This is a genomic window from Microvirga puerhi (genome assembly GCF_020089865.1).
GTDB lineage: Bacteria > Pseudomonadota > Alphaproteobacteria > Rhizobiales > Beijerinckiaceae > Microvirga > Microvirga puerhi.
The window spans coordinates 188,059-206,889 of record NZ_JAIRBM010000008.1; the positions used below are offsets into that span (position 1 = coordinate 188,059).

General features: G+C 61.6%; 11 protein-coding genes. 3 read left to right on the top strand and 8 right to left on the bottom strand.

Translation table 11 applies throughout. The annotated features are described in order from the left end of the window. Positions 1-68: 68 nt before the first annotated feature. The 7 genes from K9B37_RS12950 to K9B37_RS12985 form a co-directional block, all read right to left on the bottom strand. On the bottom strand, positions 69-1,799 hold the full coding sequence (locus K9B37_RS12950) for a catalase (protein ID WP_305072158.1): 1,731 nt from the start codon (positions 1,797-1,799) through the stop codon (positions 69-71). 221 nt (positions 1,800-2,020) lie between these two features. Next, positions 2,021-5,260: an autotransporter serine protease gene (locus K9B37_RS24815; protein ID WP_305072159.1), complete on the bottom strand. Its 3,240-nt coding sequence runs from the start codon at positions 5,258-5,260 to the stop codon at positions 2,021-2,023. A gap of 160 nt (positions 5,261-5,420) precedes the next feature. Further along, the gene (locus K9B37_RS12965; protein WP_224313493.1) at positions 5,421-5,741 is read right to left on the bottom strand and encodes a hypothetical protein; all 321 of its coding nucleotides are present in this window, start codon (positions 5,739-5,741) and stop codon (positions 5,421-5,423) included. Positions 5,742-5,853: 112 nt separating this feature from the next. Then, on the bottom strand, positions 5,854-7,272 hold the full coding sequence (locus tag K9B37_RS12970) for an NAD-dependent succinate-semialdehyde dehydrogenase (protein ID WP_224313494.1): 1,419 nt from the start codon (positions 7,270-7,272) through the stop codon (positions 5,854-5,856). A 116-nt stretch (positions 7,273-7,388) separates the two neighbouring features. Then, positions 7,389-8,231: a universal stress protein gene (locus K9B37_RS12975; RefSeq protein WP_224313495.1), complete on the bottom strand. Its 843-nt coding sequence runs from the start codon at positions 8,229-8,231 to the stop codon at positions 7,389-7,391. Positions 8,232-8,382: 151 nt separating this feature from the next. Continuing rightward, positions 8,383-9,600 carry an adenylate/guanylate cyclase domain-containing protein gene (locus K9B37_RS12980; protein WP_224313496.1) on the bottom strand — a complete coding sequence of 406 codons (1,218 nt, stop codon included), beginning with the start codon at positions 9,598-9,600 and terminating at the stop codon, positions 8,383-8,385. Between the two features lie 71 nt (positions 9,601-9,671). Beyond that, complete coding sequence (locus K9B37_RS12985; RefSeq protein ID WP_224313497.1) at positions 9,672-10,376, bottom strand: winged helix-turn-helix transcriptional regulator; 705 nt, start codon at positions 10,374-10,376, stop codon at positions 9,672-9,674. Positions 10,377-10,433: 57 nt separating this feature from the next. On the opposite strand from K9B37_RS12985, the gene K9B37_RS12990 reads away from it, so the two are divergent. The 3 genes from K9B37_RS12990 (at position 10,434) to K9B37_RS13000 (ending at position 17,109) form a co-directional block, all read left to right on the top strand. Further along, complete coding sequence (locus tag K9B37_RS12990; RefSeq protein WP_224313498.1) at positions 10,434-10,865, top strand: VOC family protein; 432 nt, start codon at positions 10,434-10,436, stop codon at positions 10,863-10,865. Positions 10,866-11,271: 406 nt separating this feature from the next. Then, entirely contained in the window at positions 11,272-15,774 is a 4,503-nt protein-coding gene (locus tag K9B37_RS12995; RefSeq protein WP_255616567.1) for a DUF4082 domain-containing protein, read from the top strand. Between the two features lie 9 nt (positions 15,775-15,783). Then, positions 15,784-17,109 carry a GTP-binding protein gene (locus K9B37_RS13000; protein WP_224313499.1) on the top strand — a complete coding sequence of 442 codons (1,326 nt, stop codon included), beginning with the start codon at positions 15,784-15,786 and terminating at the stop codon, positions 17,107-17,109. 54 nt (positions 17,110-17,163) lie between these two features. On the opposite strand, the gene K9B37_RS13005 is transcribed toward K9B37_RS13000, so the two are convergent. After that, entirely contained in the window at positions 17,164-18,831 is a 1,668-nt protein-coding gene (locus K9B37_RS13005; protein ID WP_224313500.1) for an ABC transporter ATP-binding protein, read from the bottom strand.

Below are 18,831 nucleotides of genomic sequence, written 5' to 3' on the forward strand. Positions count from 1 at the left end.
AGAAGTAGCGTCGACGGAGTAATGGGGCGGCAGATCCCGGCCGCCCCAGGTTGCGAGAACGCCGGATGCTATTCGGCGGCCTCTTCGATCGAACGTGTCTCTGAGGCGTCCTTCATGCCGCTGAGGACCTCGTCGACCGTCGCCCTGTGGTTCTTGACCGAACTCGTCCATTGTCCCCACGCAGCCGGATCGATCTTGTCTCCGTTGCGGCCGAGATTCTGCAGGCGATGCTCTTCGTCCTTCGTCAGAACCTGCTTGGGCAATGGCTTCAGGTGACGCACGTCGTCCGCCTTGAGACCAAGCATCTGGCCGACCCGCGTGCCGTAATCGTCATGGACCATCAGCAGGTGCCAGACCATGCGCTCCTGGACGTCGCGCTCGCACTGACCGAGCAAGGTTCCCATGTTGTGAACGAGGTCGTCGCGCTCCCAATCCATCATGGTGCAGTAGCGGCCGCGCGCATGAAGATAGTCGTTGCGGCGATCGATGACGCTGCGTGTCAGCCGCCCACGAACCTCCGGAGGATTGTTCGGTTGCTCGTGCGGAGCCTCGTGAAGACCGTCGTGGATGGACGGCTCATAGTTCACATGCGGGTTCTGCCCCGGCGCCAGGTCCCGGCGATACGCCATCTGACCGCCGTTCAGATTGGTCGCCACTTTGGCGTTCTTGGCCTGATTGACGGGCAGCTGCAGGTAGTTCGTGCCCACGCGATAGCGCTGCGTATCGGAATAGGAGAAGGTCCGGCCGACCAGCATCTTGTCGTCCGAGAAGTCCAGGCCGTCCACGAGAACGCCGGTTCCCATGGCGATCTGCTCGTTCTCGTTGAAGTGGTCATCGACGTTTCGATTGAGAGTCATGACGCCGATATGCCGAAGGGGAAAATCCTTTTCGGGCCAGACTTTCGTGTCATCGAGCGGGTCCCAGTCGAGCTCAGGATGGTCGTGATCCTCCATGATCTGAACGTAAATATCCCATTGCGGATATTCGCCGCGCTCGATGGCCTCGAAGAGATCCTTCGATGCGGATCCGAGATCCTGGCCCTGGACCTTCGCAGCCTCGTCTGCGGTCAGGCTGGCGACGCCGCAACGGGGATGGAAGTGATACTTGACGAGAACCGTCTCGCCCTTGGCGTTGACCATCTTGTAGGTGTTGACCCCAAATCCCTCCATGTGCCGGTAGTTCGCCGGAATGCCGCGCGGGCTGAACAGATGGGTCAGCATGTGCATGGATTCCGGTGTCTGACTCATGAAGTCGAAGATCCGGTTCGGCTCCTGGCGGAAGGTCACGGGATCGGGCTTGAGGGAGTGGATCACGTCCGGAAACTTGATGGCATCCCGAATGAAGAACACGGCCAGATTATTGCCGACGAGGTCCCAATTGCCGTCCTCGGTGTAGAACTTCACCGCGAAGCCGCGGGGGTCCCGGGCGACTTCAGAGGAGTCCCGCCCGCCGATTACGGTCGAGAAGCGGATCGCCAGGGGCGTCTTCTTCCCAGCCTGCTGGAACAGTTTGGCGCGTGTATATTTGGAGGCCGGCTCATCGCCGATCTTTCCGGTCGCTTCCAGCTCCCCATAGCAGACGAAGCCGCGGGCATGGACGACCCGTTCCGGAATGCGTTCGCGGTCGAAATGGGTAATCTTCTCCAGGAACTGATAGTTTTCCAGAGTCGCCGGGCCGCGACTGCCGACGGTCCTCTGGGACTGGTTGTTGGTGATCGGATGGCCCTGTCGATTTGTCAGGGACCGATCGTCCGCCGACGATCCTTGGTCGTGTCCGGAACCTGCCGATTTCTTGGCCATGGTGCTCTCCTCCCTTGGGCGTGTTGACGTCGAGCCAACCCTGGAAAGCCATGATGGTTCTCTTGGCGGCCAAAATGTGATGGAGGGACCATGAGCGCATGGATCGGACGCGGCGATTGCATCCTGCATAAACAAAAAACCCATCGGCAATGCAGGGGCATCGCCGATGGGCTCGATCGATAAGCAGCCGAAGGACGTCGCCGGCCCCAGGGACGAGGTCGTCAGCGCGTCTCGAACTTCCAGACGAAGTTGCCCTTGACCGTATGTTCCTGGGCCCGGTGGCCGATCTGGCCGCTATAGGAGACGCCGAGCGTGATCGCTTCGGACGGCTGCCATTCCAGCCCTGCCTCCGCGATCAGGGCATTCTTGTCCAACGGCGTGCCCGAAACGGTGAAGGCGGACGCCCCGTCACGGAAGGCCAGAAGCGCTTCCGGCTCCACGTCTCCGAAGGCATGACGCCAGCCGATCAGTCCCTTGAAGATCAGCGGGACCTCTTCGCTCAGCCGCGCCTCGGCCCGCACGCCGAGGGTCGTAGTACCGAGGTTATAGGTTCGTGCGTAACCGACCAAGGCCGCAGCGCCGCCGCTCTCGACGAAATTGTCGGTGTGCAGCCGCAGAACCGAGGCGCCCAGGAACGGCTCGATCTCGGCTCCGGCGAAGGCAAAGCGATAGCCCGCCTCGCCGAAGGCCTGCAAAGTTGAGCCGTTATAGGACGCGCTCGTCGCGTCGGCGAAGCCGGGGAACGTGATTGTACGCTGGGTATCGATGTCATGCCCCGCATAGGATGCGCCGAGGCGCAACGTGAACGCGCCCCAAGTTGCTGATCCGTAGAGGGCACCGAAAACGCTCTCGTTGGACCCCGAGGACAGGAGTGAATCGACATCGAACGAGGTGCGGGTGTAGCCGCCGGCGAGGCCGAGGCGGATGCCGTCCGTCAGGCGAGCGTCGGCGCCGAGAATGAAACCGCCCGTGGACGATTCCAGCCCTGCCGTGCTTGCCGTCGAGCCGATCCGGCCCCAGGAGCCGAAGCCTTCGCCCCATAGCGCGAAGCGGCGCTGATCGAGTGAAGGATAGGGCACGCTGGCGACCGGCGCCGGACGTCCCGGCTTGTCCGCTGCGTAGGCCGCCGGGACTTGTGTCGTCGGGCGGGAGACGAGCGGGGCTCTCAGGCGGTTGAGCAGGGCGTCCTGAACCAGGCGGCTGTCGCCATAGGCGGCAGCGACCGCAGATGCGTGGGCTTCACCGGACAGGAGGTCGATGGCCTGATCCGCTGACGCTGCATCGAGTGCCAAAATTGCCTCGACCAGACGGTTGTGCGGACCGAGCGCTTCGATGGACGCGGCCACGTCCTTCGCATCCGGGTTCGACTCTGTGCTGGCGAAAGACGTGTCATTACGCTCGAAGCTCACGGTCACGCTGTTGCCTGAATAGTGCAGCCGAGGATCGAGGAAGGCCGATACGCTGTTGGAGCGCACCGTGCCGAACAGCCCCGTTGCGCCACCCTCCGAGGAGATGATTTCCATCGCGGTGTCCACGGGAGCTCGGCCGTTCACCAGCACCACCTCCAGGGCGCCGCCGGAAAGGGTCGTCGTTCCGCCGACAACGAGACGGTCATGCTGTCCCTGTGCATTCGCGTCGACCCGATAGGTCGAGGTTGGTAGCAGCGTGGCGTTGCCGGTCACCGTCAGCGTTCCGAAGGAGCCGCCTGCCGCAGCACCCGGCTCGAGCGTGCCGGCGAGGGTCAGTGGCGCCTGGATGACGCCGGTTCCCCGTAAGGTCGCCGATGACCCGATCTCCATGGCGGATGCAACCGAGCCGTTGAGGGTGAGAATGCCGCCGAGAACGTTGGTGCCGCCTTCATAGGTGTTTGCGCCGGTCAGAACGAGGTTGCCGTCTCCCCGCTTGATGAGACCGCCGGTGCCGACGATGTCGTTGGACCAGACTGAGTCGTAGCCTTTCGTATTCACGTCGAAAACCGGGGCGAAGCCTTCCGCGCCGAATTCCTTGGGTCCCCTCGCAGCCCGGCCGAGGTTGAGAAGGCCGCGACCGTAAATCTCCTTCGGGCCGATATTGTCGGTCGTGGTCAGCATCACCTCGATGATCTGGCGCGCCGTCATGTACGGGAAGGCTTCCCGCAGAACGGCCGCAGCGCCAGCCACCACGGGAGCAGCCATCGATGTACCGACCATCGTCTGATAGGTGCTGAACGGATAGGTCGAGAGGATCTCGTAATATTCCTTGTTCAGGCCGGTCTGGTCGTGATCGCCGCCTGGTGCAGCCAGGCACCAGAGGAACGTCACGCCGCAACGGTTGCTGTAGCTTGAAATCTGATTATTGCGGTCGGTCGCGACGACGGCGATCAGAGCTCCCTGGAGATCGGAGAAATCGAGATTTGCGTAGGCGGGATCATTGGGATCCGCATAGACGTAGGTGGAAGGATCCGTGGGATTGCCATCTACGAGAAACTTATAGGCACCGGCCTGCGTGTTTTCGGGGCGGATATAGGGGAAGAAAGCGATTCCGTCCGGGCTGGACGCCGCGATGGGCTGATCGCCATAGGCATTTCCGGCCGAGAAGACGAGCACGATATCCGCATTCGCTGCGGCTTTCACAGCATCGTATTCAGGTTGCAGGATCGGGCCGACGATCACCTTGTCGGCCATCACCACATGGTTGGGATTCCGATAGTAATTGCCGGATGCATCCTGGAGCATGAGTGGAGGAAGAGGATTCGGGCCATAGCTTCCGTTGACGACCTGCGCGCCGTTTGCAGCAGCATAGTAGAGCGCGGCGAGCGTCGGATCCTCATCCGCTCTGTTCGTTGCGACTTCGACGGCGCGCAGGGGAAGGATCGTTGCATTGTACGCGACGCCTTGCGTCCCAACGCCGTTGCGCGCGGCGCCGATGATGCCGGCCACGTGCGTCCCATGCCCCGCAATCTGTCCGTTCTCTTCGAGATCGGTCATGAAGCCGGGAGGCTCATTGGCCGCGAAGGAGCGCAGCAGGGGCGAGACGCGCCCGGCGAATTCCGGATGATCGACATCGAGTCCGGTATCGATCACGCCGACGACGACACCCTTGCCCGTGAAGCCCATGGCATAGGCGTCCGCGGCGTTGATCTTCCCGAGAAACCAGGAGCGATTGTATTCGTCCGTCTGGAACGAGGCGACTGTTGCACCGGACGTTCCTGTCGCGAAAGGACCGACAGCAAATGCGGCAAGGCCTCCGAGACCCGACGGGGACGCATTCTTCGATGCAGCAGCATAGGCCCCGACGCCGAATTGCTCTTCGACGAAGGCCGGAATGTGCAGGCCGATGCCGTCAGCGGCTACGGCTTGCGAAAGTCCGGCGAACAGACCCACGGATGCGGTACCGGCCAACAGGCCGGCGACAAGCATGCGGGTCCGTGTAGACCGGCGCGCGCCGACAGGCGCACGGCGCCGGAACGAAAAGATTGTCATGAAAGCCCCCAGTCAATCGAACGTGTCTTTTTCAGACGTCGTGATTGGGGAGGCAGACTAAGAATTAAGGTCTCGACGTCCAGCGCTTTGCAGACGAAGATGCATGCTTTCGACCGTGTGTTACCTTACGGCAACTGCGAATGCTGTGACGCGTAATACCTTATCCAAGAGGCCGAAACGCGCGGCTTTCCTTGCGCATTGGAGAAGCTTGCGTGCGGTGAACATTGCGTGGAGCGACGGTGTAACGCCTGACAACCGTCCGGCGCGGTGCATGCGACACACGATAACGCGGACGTTCCGCTGAAGCGCCAACGACACCTCCGATCACGCCGCCGACTGCCGCACCAACCGGGCCTCCAACGACAGCACCAGCCAGAGCGCCCGTGCCCGCACCCGCGGCGGTGGCGGCCTGAGCCATGGCAAGCGTGGGCGACAGGGCGAGTGCCGTCAGCGGCACGAAAGCGAGAAGCAAGCGGCGCATCGAAAATCCTTCATGAATGTCCCGGCGGGAACGCTCATAGAAAGGATCGGGTTCCGAGCATGTATCCGAATCGACGATTCATGAGGCGCACGAGCGTCGTCAAGTCAAGAGTCTAAGGAAAAACAACGACGCTCTTGATATTGACGAATTCGTGGATCCCCAAATCCGAGCACTCGCGACCATAGCCACTGTGCTTGACGCCGCCGAAGGGCATGCGCGGATCGGAGCGCACATTTCCATTCACGAAACTCATGCCGGCTTCCAGCGCATCTGCAGCGATTCGCTCGCCACGGGCAAGATCACGCGTGAGAACACCCGATCCGAGACCGAAGGCCGAGCCGTTCGCGATCCGGATCGCATCATCCTCATCCTCTGCTTCGATGATTGCAGCGACGGGACCGAATACCTCATCGTCATAAGCAGGCATGCCAGGCTGCACGTTGGTGAGGATCGTCGGTGGATACCAGGCGCCGGGGCGATCCGGAATCTGGCCGCCAGTCAGGAGACGTGCACCCTTGTCGAGGCTGCGGCGAACCTGATCATGAATCTGATCGCGGGCCTTGACGCTCTCCATCGGACCGAGCTTCGTATCGGTGCTGCGCGGATCTCCCATCGCGTAGCGCTCCATTTCGCTCGTCAGGGAGCGCTCGAGGGCTTCTCGCACCGAACGTACAACGATGAAGCGCTTACCAGCGATGCAGCTCTGCCCACCATTCACCATTCGCGCAGTTGCGCAGACTTTCGCTGCCGCCGCGACATCGGCATCTTCCAACACCAGATAGGCGTCGGAACCTCCGAGTTCGAGCACGCTCTTCTTGAGCGCTGCACCCGCAGCACTGGCAACGCGACGACCGGCCTCGACGCTGCCCGTCAGCGTCACGGCCGCGATGGCAGGGTCTTCGATCAGAGTCTGGACGCTCGCACTCGGAATCAAAAGCGTCCGGAATACGTGCTCTGGAAAGCCGGCGTCGCGGAAGACGCTTTCGATGGCGAGCGCCGAGCCCGGGACGTTGCTGGCGTGTTTCAGAACGGCGGTGTTGCCTGCCATCAGCGTGGGGGCGGCGAACCGGAAGACCTGCCAGAATGGAAAATTCCACGGCATGATGGCGAGCACCGTGCCGATCGGATTGAATGTCACGAAGGCCTTGTGTCCTTCAAAGTCGACGGGCCGGCGACTGAGAAATGTCTCCGCATTGTCGGCGAAATAGTCGCAATTGAAGGCACATTTCTCGATCTCCGCGCGTCCGTCGGCAATGAGTTTGCCCATCTCCGCGGTCATGATCTCGGCGAATTCTTCCTTCCGCCGGCGCAGCACGCGAGCGGCCTCGTGCATAAGGCCGGCGCGGTCTGCAAAGGACATGCTGCGCCAGCTCTCGAAGGCTTTGCGCGCTTGCCTTGCAATCTCCACCGCCTCCGCGACGGTATGGCCTTCGTATTGACGCCCCGGCTTGCCGGTCGAAGGATCTATCGTCTCGAAGCGGGGCCTTGCACTGGCAGAGGAGCGACGATCGGACAGGGAACTCTCGGCCATGGCGGCCTCCTTTCGGAAGAGACGGCCCGGTCTGTTCGGACCGGGCCGCTTCGGTGTCTCCATAAGCCTGCGGCCGGTCGTCGGTTCCTCCAAAGGAACCGACCAGGTTGCGCTCGTCAATGAGCCATCAAAACCGGACAGTCGCCATGCTCCAGCATGTCCCGGCTCGTTCCGCCGAGGATCCACTGCCGGGCTCGCGAATGTCCGTAGCCACCCATGACGATGAGATCAGCAGACATGCGGCGGGCCTGATCGAGGATGACATCGGAGACTGCGCGCCCCTCGCTGGCAACGAGATCGACCTCGACCTTGGTGCCATAGCGGTCGAGATGCTGTGCGATTTCGATATCCAGAGCGGGCGTTCCATCGGACGCCATCGGCGGATCGACAACCAGTACGCGTGTCCGGACCGCTTTCTCGATCAGGGGTGCCGCTTCGCCGATCGCTCGCGCCGTTTCGCGGCTGTCGCGCCAGGCGACCAGGATGCGGCGAACGGAATCGGACGGTTGGCGACCGGGTGGGACCACATAGATACTGCGTCCGCCCCCGAAAAGCACGGCCTCGAACAGATCGTCCCACTGCGCTGATCCGTTGCTGTCATAGGGCCGCGTCGCCACAAAGAGATCGGAGCGCCGGGCCTCCGAAACGACTTGGCCGACGAGCTGGCCGGGCGTTCCGTCGAGGCGGCGGATGTTGTTGGGCATAGCAAGGCGCGAGAAGCGCTCGGCCAGGCGCTGCTCGATTCGGTCGCCGGAGCGTCTCGCGTCGTCTTCGAGTTCGGCGACGACGCCGGCGACCGAGGCGCCATCCATGGGAGTCAAAGAAGCGATATCCGGGAGAACGTTCGTGAAGAGCCCGGTCACATGAGCCTGATTCGCTGATGCGATGGCCTCCGCATGCGCCAGACGAAGCTCATCGTCCGTGCTGCCATCCAGGTGAACCAGAATATCCTTGATCATGATGCTCTCCATAGAGCGCCAGGCGAGGCTCCGACGCCTCGCCGATCGACGCATTCATCTTTCCTATTCAACACCAGCTCGGCCGTTCTGTCCTTGATCCTGCGCAAAGCCTGACCTGATTCCTATGCATGGCGCATGACACAGGTTCGCGTCAGTCGGAGAGGGAACTTTCCAGGGTGAACAATTCCTGCGATCGCTTGACCCCGCGCAGGGCATAGCGGCCGACCGAGACGAATTGCGCGCGATCGCTTTCCTGGACCGCAGCTGCGAAGGCAGACGATACGAGGACGTCTCTTTCAACGGAATGACAAAGAGCGGCGATCCGGCTGACCTCGTTGACGGCGGGTCCGACGACCGTGAAGTCGAGGCGCTCGCGGCTGCCGATATTGCCGTAGAACACCTCGCCGATATGAAGGCCCAAATAGGCATCCGTGACGGGAAGCCCGCGCGACAGCCGCTCCTCGTTGAGAATTTTGATCTTCTCGCGCATGGCGTCCACGGCCGCCAGCGCCTGATGGCAGGCGAGTTCCTGATCCTCGGTCTTGAAAATCGCCAGCGTTCCGTCGCCGATGAGCTTCAGGACATCGCCTCCGGAATCGTGGATCGAGGAAATGATCGCCTCGGAATAGTCGTTCAGGAAGGGGATGATCTGCTCCGGCTCGGAGGTTTCGGCGATGCGGGTGAAGCCGTGCAGATCGCTGAACCACAGCACAGCCCAGATCCGATCCGTGATGCCCCGTGCGATCTTGCCGCTCAGCACGCGTCGGCCGGCATCGCGGCCGAGATAGGTCTCGACCAGGGTTTCGGCGATCCGGGTCAGGGAACTGCATTTCATCGCGAGGGCGAGGGCAGGAACAAGCCGGCGCAGGCCTGCCAGATCCTCGTCGGAAAAGCCTCCCGGAACATCCGTCGTCCAGGACGAGAAGATACAGTCCATCTCGCCGATCACGCCTTGGGCCGCAAAGCGCTGCATCAGGGCGACATAGTCGGTCTGGCCGTGGCCATGCAGATCCTGGAGAATGGGAAAGTCGACGGGATGCTCGGGGCCGATCCGGCGACGCAGAAGCTCTTCGCCCTTCTGATAGAGATGGAAGTAGGGGCTGCGCCGCCACAGGGCCTCCGCTTCGGTGCCTTCGCTAAGACGGCCATATTCCGAGACCGGCACGAACTCGGCCTCATGAATCCAGCGAAAGACACGGCCCTCATAGACCGGGTGAAGCGTGTCGATGCCCATATTGGCGCGCTTGATGGGTAGACCCGCTTCCAGCAGGCGGCGGCAGAACTCCGGCAGAAGCTCCGTTTCGGCCATGCCGCTCAGTCCTGACGCGGTCACCCATTCCACGATCTGTGTCGCCTGGGCAGCATCCATTGAGACCTCCTGACAGGCCCGAACCGGCTCCATCATGGTGGGCGCCCGGGGTGGAGGGCAAGCGGCTCGCTTCAGGCGAGCGGCATATCCGCCTTCGAGGGCAGAGGGAATAGGGAGACGAACTGGTCGGCGAGAGACCGGTTTCCCTCGGTGCGCAGGATGCCCTCCTGCTCCAGCTGAACAATCGAATGGCCTGCATAGATGGCGCGCGCAATTGCCGGGGCCGTCCCCGTCAGGACAAGATCGGCGCTGTCGATGGTGCCGCGGCGAATATCGATGCGTCCCTGAACAACATGCGCGAGATAGGTCTCCTCCCCAATGTGAAAGCCGATCCGCGCGTCGAGTGTCCCGGCCTTTTGCGCATCCAGCATCGTTCGCAGGGACAGCATCAATGACACGGCGCTGAAGGGAAGGCTCGGATCATGCATCGGCGAACGGGCAGCCCAGCGGCCGAGAGCCTGGAAGATAGGCTCGCTCTCGTAACCCCATTCCGTCAGTTCGTAGACCTGGGTAGCCGCCGGCGGGGGAAGCTTGCGACGGACGACGATGCCAGCCGCCTCCAGGCCCTTGAGGCGCTGCGTCAGGACATTTGCGCTGATGCCGGGAAGATTGCTCCGCAAATCGCTGAAACGCCTTGGCCCGAGCATGAGTTCGCGGATCACGAGGAGAGCCCATCGCTCCCCAACGAGATCGAGCGCATGTGCGGTAGCGCAGGCGTCGTCGTACTGGCGTTTCGAAGGCGGTTTAGGGCTGTTAGTTATTTTTTCTAACTTCATAGTTGCTTTTTATAACTCTCTGCGGCATAGGTGTCAAACCGACATAGAGGAAATCCCATGACCAAGCTGATCTTCCTGAATCTTCCCGTCAGCGATCTCGCACGTGCGACCGCTTTCTATGAGGCCATCGGCGTCACCAAGAACGAGCAATTCTGCGACGGCACCGCCTCTTGCATGGTCCTCTCCGAGACCATCCATGTGATGCTCCTGACCCATGACAAGTTCCGTCAATTCACGCCCAAGGCCATCGCCGACGCCAAGCGGACCAGCGAAGTGTTGATCTGTGTGTCGGCGGAAAGCCGCGATGCGGTCGATGCCACGATAGCCAAGGCCGAGAGCGCGGGTGGCCTTATCGATCCCAGCCCGAAGCAGGACTACGGCTTCATGTACGGCCGCAGCTTCGAGGACCTCGATGGGCATATCTGGGAAGTGATGTGGATGGACGTCGCAGCTTTCCAGAACGCCCAGGCCGAGATGGCGTCGGCCTGACGCCATACGCAAATGAAGAAGGAGTGACCTCAACAGGTTGCTCCCTCAGACCGAGGCATCGTGCAGGCAAGCACACCGAAGCTCAGTATGTTTCGGTGGCTGCCTGAGCGTCCGAGCATGGAGTGCCGCCGCACCTGACGGAGAATAAACCTGACGGGCTTTCTTCCGACGCCCCGCGCAATAATCCTATTGAGACCACGGATGCATTGGAAACAATCCCGAATTTCCAAAGGGCTGTGAGATTGGCGAGAAAAGAGGAGGTGAATTCCGTCCTGCATGCGGAATCTACCCGTAAGGTGTGATCTACCATTGCCCGCCTGCTGAGGTTGATGAGTCCCGCATACCCTGGAGGTTCAGCGGCAGCGCCGGAGCCGGTCGCCTGCTTGGATTTGCATGAGGGACCGCGATGCTCATCACGGACGACCAGCTGCTCCATAACATGTTGCGGCGCCTTCGTTTCCTCCGATCAGGAACGGACGAGGATGCAGGTCTCGACACTCAAAGCAAGGATTCCACCACCTCAGCGGACTTGGGTGCGCGGGCCGTAAAGGGCTCCGCGAGCCTTGGATTCCTCTCCGGAACGAACAGCGTCCCATCATCCCATCAGGACGGCGACTCGCATGGCGACGCGGCAGGGGCAGGCCCCCATAACCTGACCATCGAGAGGCCGGCCAGCCATCTCGATCCGCTTCAGACGCCAACGGCTGATGTCCATGGCCTGCCCCGGATCGAGCCGTTCGCATCCTTCAGCGCCAGGACGTCGCTTCCAGCGGCGGTGGTGGTGAATGCGCCGGCCGTCGTGTCCATGATGACACCGGCTGCTCTCCCGGCCTCCGCCTCCGGTCCGGCATCTCCTGCCTCGGCCATTCCAGCTCCTTCTCCGGCTCCCGGCGGAGCGGGAACCGGCAGTCTCGAAGACGCGCCGGTTTTCGGCGAGACCGCTGCCGGACAAACTGTGACGCAGGCAACAACTGTATCAGGCACGGCTACCACGACGACCGGTCAGACCTCGACGCAAGGCCTCACGAATACCTCTCCCAATGCCATCGTCCTCGAGAACCAACAGCAGGGCTCGCCGGAAAGCGAATGGGGACTCCCGAACGGAGTGGGCGACAACAACATCCAGGGTTTCGCCACCAATATCAGCGTCAATCACGGCAGCACGATCGATTTCAAGATCGCAACCGACTCCACCAACTACCGAATCGATATCTATCGCCTGGGCTATTACGACGGCGCCGGAGCCCGAAAGGTCAAGACGATCGAGAAGGATTTGGCCACCGCGCAGATCCAGCCGCATCCGATCGTCGACTATTCGCTCGGTCTCATCGATTGCGGCAACTGGTCCGTGTCCGCGAGCTGGGATGTTCCGGAGGATGCGGTTTCGGGCGTGTACTTCGCAAAGCTGGTACGAGAAGACGGGACGCCCGGCCAGAACATCATTCCCTTCATCGTCCGCAACGATGAGGACAAGAGCGACATCACCTTCCAGACCTCGGACACCACGTGGCAGGCTTACAACGCCTGGGGCGGGGCAAGCCTTTATGTCGGCGATGTTCCGCTTAATCCCGAGGACATGATCTCCTACATTCCGCCGAACTGCAGCTGCGGTCTCACTGCGATCGGCCGTGCTTATGCGGTCAGCTATAATCGGCCGTTCATCACGACCAGCAGTCCTCGCGGCGGACCGTGGGATTTCATTTTCGGCGCCGAGTATCCGGCCATTCGCTGGCTCGAGCAGAACGGCTACGACATCAACTACATTTCCGGCGTCGATTCATCCCGCGACGGCGCCCAGCTCCTCAACAGCAAGATCTTCTTGTCCGTCGGCCACGACGAATATTGGTCGGGCGAGCAGCGTGCGAATGTGGAGGCGGCCCGCGATGCCGGTGTGAATCTCGCTTTCTGGAGCGGGAACGAGGCCTATTGGAAGATTCGTTGGGAAACCAGCATCGACGGTACGGGCACTCCTTACCGTACCATGGTCACCTACAAACAGACTCTCGCTCAGGCGGATATCGACCCGTCGGACGTCAACACCGGCACGTGGCGGGACCCGCGCTTCGCCGATCCGGGACAAGAGCCGGAGAATTCTCTCACCGGCACCATGTTCATGGTGGATTCCTATCGCAGAGATACGATCACCATCCCCTATGACATGTCGCAGCTGCGGTTCTGGAAAAACACCTCCATTGCGAATCTGCAGCCCGGGGAGAGTGCCTCGCTCGTTCAGAATCTCCTCGGTTATGAGTGGGATTCCGATGTCGAGAATGGCTTCCGGCCCGAAGGACTGATCAACCTTTCCCTGTCGACGGTCAGCGTCAACACGCTCCTTCAGGACTACGGGTCGACGGTTGGACCTGGCACGGCCACGCACAGCCTCACGCTTTATCGCGCGGCGAGCGGCGCGCTCGTGTTCGGTGCCGGCACGGTCTATTGGTCGTGGGGACTTGACCCCAACAATTCGATAGAGCCGGGTCCCGCCGATCCTAATGTCCAGCAAGCGATGGTGAACCTGTTCGCGGATATGGGCGTGCAGCCTGAGACCCTGCAGGCCAGCCTCGTCATGGCCTCGGCCTCGACGGACCATACAGGTCCGACCACGACACTGACATTCCCGAATGGAACCAGCGAAATCCGGGAAGGACAGAAGATCACGATCAGCGGTACTGCCGCAGACCTCGGCGGCGGCATCGTCGCGGGCGTGGAGGTCTCGACGGACGGTGGCACGACATGGCGCAAGGCGACGGGCCGTGAGAACTGGACCTATACCTGGTATACGCAGGATAGCGGGACTTATCAGGTGGTGGCCCGTGCGGTCGACGACAGCGTCAATATCGGTGCTGCGACCGCACCCGTCGCCATCACGGTCAAGCCCTCGTTCACCGAGAGCCTGTTCAATTTCTCCGACGCGCCCGAGACCATGTTCAACGTAGATGGGAAGAGCGTCGAACTCGGCATGAAGTTCTCGAGCTCCACGGACGGTTACATCACGGGCATCCGGTTCTATAAGCCGGCGCAGATCCTGGGTGACCGGGTGGCTCATCTCTGGTCGTCGGATGGCACTCTCCTGGGAACGGCCACCTTCGACGACATGACCTATTCCGGCTGGCAGACCGCGACGTTCTCCGCCCCGATCGCCATCTCGGCTGGTGTGACCTATGTGGCGTCCTACCACACCCGGTTCTATCCATCGACGAGCAACTACTTCACAACCCCAAAGACTTCGGGCCCTCTTACGGCACCGGTCGGCGCAGCTGTCTTCGCCTATGGAGATGGCGCCCTCTTCCCGAATTCGAGCGGCGGCAACACCAATTACTTCGTGGACGTCATTTTCGACGGTGGTCCGCAACAGCCGCCCGTGGCAAATGCCGACAGCGGCTTCAAGACGCTGCGCAACAACGCCTTGACGATCACGGCCGCCACGCTCCTCGCCAACGATACCGATCCCAACGGCGATACCCTTACGATCACGGGCGTGAGTGGAGCAAATCACGGCAGCGTCGTATACGACTCTCAGACCAGGACGGTAATATTCACGCCAACCGCTGGCTATACCGGTGCAGCCAGCTTCACCTACACAATCGCGGACAAGCATGGCGCGACATCGTCGGCCAATGTCAGCCTTTCCGTGATCGACGAGAGCCAACTTCCCGTCTCGCTGTTCTCATCATCGGCGACACCGGCAGTGCTCTCGACCAACGACCGGAACTCCGTCGAGCTAGGCATGAAGTTCCAGGCTTCGGTCGCGGGCACGGTGAGCGGTATCAAGTTCTATAAAGGGACCGGAGATACGGGGACGCATACCGGACAGTTGTGGACCTCGACCGGCACCCTGCTCGGTAGCGTCACCTTCCAGAACGAGACCGCCAGCGGTTGGCAGACGGCCACCTTCTCCAACCCGATCAACATCAGCGCGGGCACCACCTACGTCGTCTCCTATCACAGCAACGGCTATTATGCCTCTACCTCGAACTATTTCACGTCGACGGTGACCAATGGGCCGCTCAGCGCCCCCGGCGGCGCCAACGGCGTCTATGCCTATGGCACCTCCAGTCTTTTCCCGACGAATAGCTACGGCTCGACGAACTATTTCGTGGATGTGCTGTTCAATGGATCGCCGGCTGTGAACCAATCCCCGGTGGCGAATGCCGATAGCGGCTTCACGACCGTACGCAACAGCACGTTGACGATCTCGGCTGCCACGCTCCTTGCCAACGACACGGATCCCGATGGCGATACTCTGACGATTTCCGGCGTCAGCGGTGCAAGCCACGGCAGCGTTTCATATGACGCGCAGGCCAAGACGGTGACATTCACACCGACAGCCGGATATGTCGGCAATGCCGGTTTCACCTATACGGTTTCGGACGGCAATGGTGGAACCGCATCGGCCAATGTCAGCCTTTCCGTAATCAACGAGAGCCAGCTGCCTGTCTCGCTGTTCTCCACATCGGCGACACCCGAGGTCGTATCGAACAACGACCGGAACTCCGTCGAGCTCGGCATGAAGTTTCAGACTTCCACTGCCGGCACGGTCAGCGGCATCACCTACTATAAAGGTGCCGGCGACGTGGGAGCGCATGAAGGCCACCTTTGGACATCGACCGGAACGCTGCTCGGCACCGTCACGTTTCAGAACGAGACCGCCAGTGGCTGGCAGACGGCGTCCTTCACGAGCCCGATTAGCATCAATGCCAATGAGACCTATATCGTCTCTTATCACAGCAACGGCTACTACGCGTCGACGAGCAACTATTTCACGTCACCGGTAAGCAGCGGGCCGATCAGCGCTCCTTCCGGAAGCAACGGCGTCTACGCCTATGGCTCGTCGGCACTCTTCCCGACGAACAGCTACAGGTCCACGAACTATTTCGTGGATGTCCTGTTCAACGCGCAGACGGTTTGAGGAAGCGCAATGCCTGTATCGACGACCGGACGAGATGCTCTTCTGCCCGTAACTGTCCTGTGCGGCTTCCTCGGGGCCGGCAAGACGACGCTACTGAATCACATTCTCAACAACCGTGACGGGAAGCGCGTCGCCGTCATCGTCAACGATATGAGCGAGATCAATATCGACGCGGACCTGATCCGGGGTGGTGGCGCGGATCTGTCACACACCACCGAGCAATTGGTCGAACTGACGAACGGCTGCATCTGCTGCACCCTTCGGGACGATCTTCACAAAGAGATCGCGCGGCTGGCGGGAGAGAAGCGGTTCGACTACCTGCTGATAGAGGCCACGGGTATCGCCGAACCGCTGCCGATCGCTGCGACATTCTCGTTTCGGAGCGAGGAGGGGTTCTCGATTGCAGATGTTGCGCGGCTTGATGCGGTCGTGACCGTCATCGATGCCTATAGCCTGACCAACGACGTCAACAGTGTCGATCTGCTACGGCAACGCGGGCCGGCCGCGACCGAGGATGATGAGCGGACTCTTGCCGACCTGCTGGTTGATCAGATCGAGTTCGCCGATCTGATCGTCATCAACAAGATTTCGGCCGTCGACGAAGCCGAAAGGCAAAGAGTTCATCGCATCGTGCGGGCCTTGAACGCCGATGCCGTCGTCCTTGAGACCGATTTCGGCCAGGTGGCTCTAGACTGTGTCCTCGATACCCACCTGTTCCGAGAGGGGAAGGCCGCCACTCACCCGCTCTGGTTCAAGGAACTCTATGGACGGGCTTATCATACGCCCGAAACGGAAGAGTACGGTATTTCAAGCTTCGTCTTCCGCGCTCGCCGACCTTTCGACCCGGGACGGCTCAAGGCCTTTCTCGACAGGCGCTGGACGGGTCTCCTCCGGGCCAAAGGCCATCTCTGGCTTGCGACGCGGCCCGATAACGTCGTGCAATATTCCGTGGCCGGTTCTCAGACGCGTCTCAATTTCAAGGGGCTTTGGTGGTCGGCGGTTCCGCAGAATAAATGGCCGAGCAATCCGTTCTTCCGCCAGCATCTGCAGCAACACTGGAACCCTGTCTGGGGTGACCGCAGGCAGGAGATCGTGTTCATCGGAACGGGGATGGAGGAGGCCGAGATCCGTGCGGCCCTCGAACAATGCCTGATCGGGTCGGAAACGCATTTCGACAAGGCCGCCTATCGAGGCCTCGAAGATGATGATCTCGGCCTCGGCGATGCGCCCGATCTGGCCGGTCATCACACGCGGGCGCCCGCACCTCCAAGCGCGATGCCGGCTCCTGCTCCCCAGCCCACGTTTGTGCGAGCGGTGATGGGTTCGGCCCTCTAGACTCCTCACTTGTCGGCCCGGCAACGGTCCGGACGAGGCGGGTCGGTCGCCGCACTATGCAAATGCGGCGTCAGGCATTCTCGCTTCATCATCGAGACGCCACTTCAGGTGCAGGCCTCCGCCTGCGGTGGCTTCCAGGACCGGAATGGCGGACAGGAGTTGGCGCGTATAGGGATGCTGGGGTCGGTCGAAGATCGCATCGCGGTCTCCTTCCTCTACGATCTGGCCATCCTTCATGACGACCACGCGGTCCGCGATCTGCTCCACTACTCCGAGATCATGGCTGATGAAGAGGCAGGAAAAGCCGTGTCGCTCCTGCAGATCGGCAAAGACGTCGAGTACCTGGGCCCGCACGGTCACGTCGAGAGCCGAGACTGGCTCATCGGCGATGACAAAGGCGGGTCGACGCACGATCGCCCGGGCGATGGCCACGCGCTGGCGTTGGCCCCCGGAAAGCTCGTGGGGATAGCGATCCGCATAGGTCTCGCCGAGACCCACCTCGCCAAGTACCTCGTGGACACGCGCGATCTTGTCGCGTGCGCTCATGTTCGGCACTTGACGCAGCGCCTCCAGCACGAGCGATCCAATGGTCATCCGCGGGTCCAATGAAGAATAGGGATCCTGGAAGACCATCTGGCAGTTGAAGCGATAGTCGTTCCATCCCTCGCTGCCTGGCACGATCGAGCGACCGGCATAGCGGATCTCTCCGCCGCTCGGCTTCAGAAGTCCGGCGATGGCACGGCCCAATGTCGTTTTGCCTGACCCCGATCCTCCGACGAGCGCGACGACCTCGCGCGGCTTGATTGCCAGATTGATGCCGTGCAGAGCGCGCTTGCCGGGCTCCTTGCGAAAGAAACCCTGCTTTCCACCGTAGTCGACCACCAGGTCGCGCACCTCCACGATCGGTGTCGTGGCCGGCGGAATGTCCCGGGTCGGCAGACGCCGCGGCATCGCGGCGAGGAGTTTGCGGGTATAGGGGTGTCGAGGATCGCGCAGAAGTTCTTCCGTCGCGCCTTCCTCCACGATCTCGCCCCGGCACATGACGATGATCCGGTCCGTGTATCGGGCGACCATCGAGAGATCGTGACTGATCATGAGCACGGCGGTGCCGCGCGCCCGTGTCAGCTCGACCATGAGTTCCAGAACGTCGCGCTGCACGACCGCATCCAGGGCCGTCGTGGGCTCGTCCGCCACCAGAAGGGCCGGCTGCAGGAGCATGACCGATGCCAGCATGATGCGTTGGCGCATGCCGCCGGAGAACTGATGTGGATAGGAAGTGAGGGCGCCCTCAGGATCCTTGATTCCGACACGGCGAAGCATGTCGAGAACGAGCGCGCGGCGCTCTTCGGCGCTGAGATTGCGATGCAGCGCCAATCCCTCGTCGAGCTGCCGGCCGATCAGCATCGACGGGTTGAGAGAGGTCATCGGCTCTTGGAACACCATGCCGATCCGCGCACCCCTCAGCTCCCTCAGCTCCGCAGGCGAGAGCTGCGCAATGTCCCTGCCTTCGAAATGGATGGTCCCTGCGGTTCTACGGATCGAAGGCGGCTCAAGGCTCATGATGGCCTTGGCGGCAAGCGTCTTGCCGCTGCCGGATTCCCCGACGATTCCCACGATCTCGCCGGGTGCGACCGAAAAGCTGACGCCCTTGACGACCTCCAGGCCGCTGTGGGCGACCACGAGCCGCAAACCCTCGACGCTGAGCAGTTTCGTATCGGTCAT

What these genes read in the sequence shown, in the direction of transcription:
- K9B37_RS12980 (WP_224313496.1), bottom strand. Translation starts at nt 9,600, where the DNA reads ATGGATGCTGCCCAGGCGACACAGATCGTGGAATGGGTGACCGCGTCA.
- K9B37_RS24815 (WP_305072159.1), bottom strand. Translation starts at nt 5,260, where the DNA reads ATGACAATCTTTTCGTTCCGGCGCCGTGCGCCTGTCGGCGCGCGCCGG.
- K9B37_RS12950 (WP_305072158.1), bottom strand. Translation starts at nt 1,799, where the DNA reads ATGGCCAAGAAATCGGCAGGTTCCGGACACGACCAAGGATCGTCGGCG.
- K9B37_RS13000 (WP_224313499.1), top strand. Translation starts at nt 15,784, where the DNA reads ATGCCTGTATCGACGACCGGACGAGATGCTCTTCTGCCCGTAACTGTC.
- K9B37_RS12975 (WP_224313495.1), bottom strand. Translation starts at nt 8,231, where the DNA reads ATGATCAAGGATATTCTGGTTCACCTGGATGGCAGCACGGACGATGAG.
- K9B37_RS12985 (WP_224313497.1), bottom strand. Translation starts at nt 10,376, where the DNA reads ATGAAGTTAGAAAAAATAACTAACAGCCCTAAACCGCCTTCGAAACGC.
- K9B37_RS13005 (WP_224313500.1), bottom strand. Translation starts at nt 18,831, where the DNA reads ATGACCGATACGAAACTGCTCAGCGTCGAGGGTTTGCGGCTCGTGGTC.
- K9B37_RS12990 (WP_224313498.1), top strand. Translation starts at nt 10,434, where the DNA reads ATGACCAAGCTGATCTTCCTGAATCTTCCCGTCAGCGATCTCGCACGT.
- K9B37_RS12995 (WP_255616567.1), top strand. Translation starts at nt 11,272, where the DNA reads ATGCTCATCACGGACGACCAGCTGCTCCATAACATGTTGCGGCGCCTT.
- K9B37_RS12965 (WP_224313493.1), bottom strand. Translation starts at nt 5,741, where the DNA reads ATGCGCCGCTTGCTTCTCGCTTTCGTGCCGCTGACGGCACTCGCCCTG.
- K9B37_RS12970 (WP_224313494.1), bottom strand. Translation starts at nt 7,272, where the DNA reads ATGGCCGAGAGTTCCCTGTCCGATCGTCGCTCCTCTGCCAGTGCAAGG.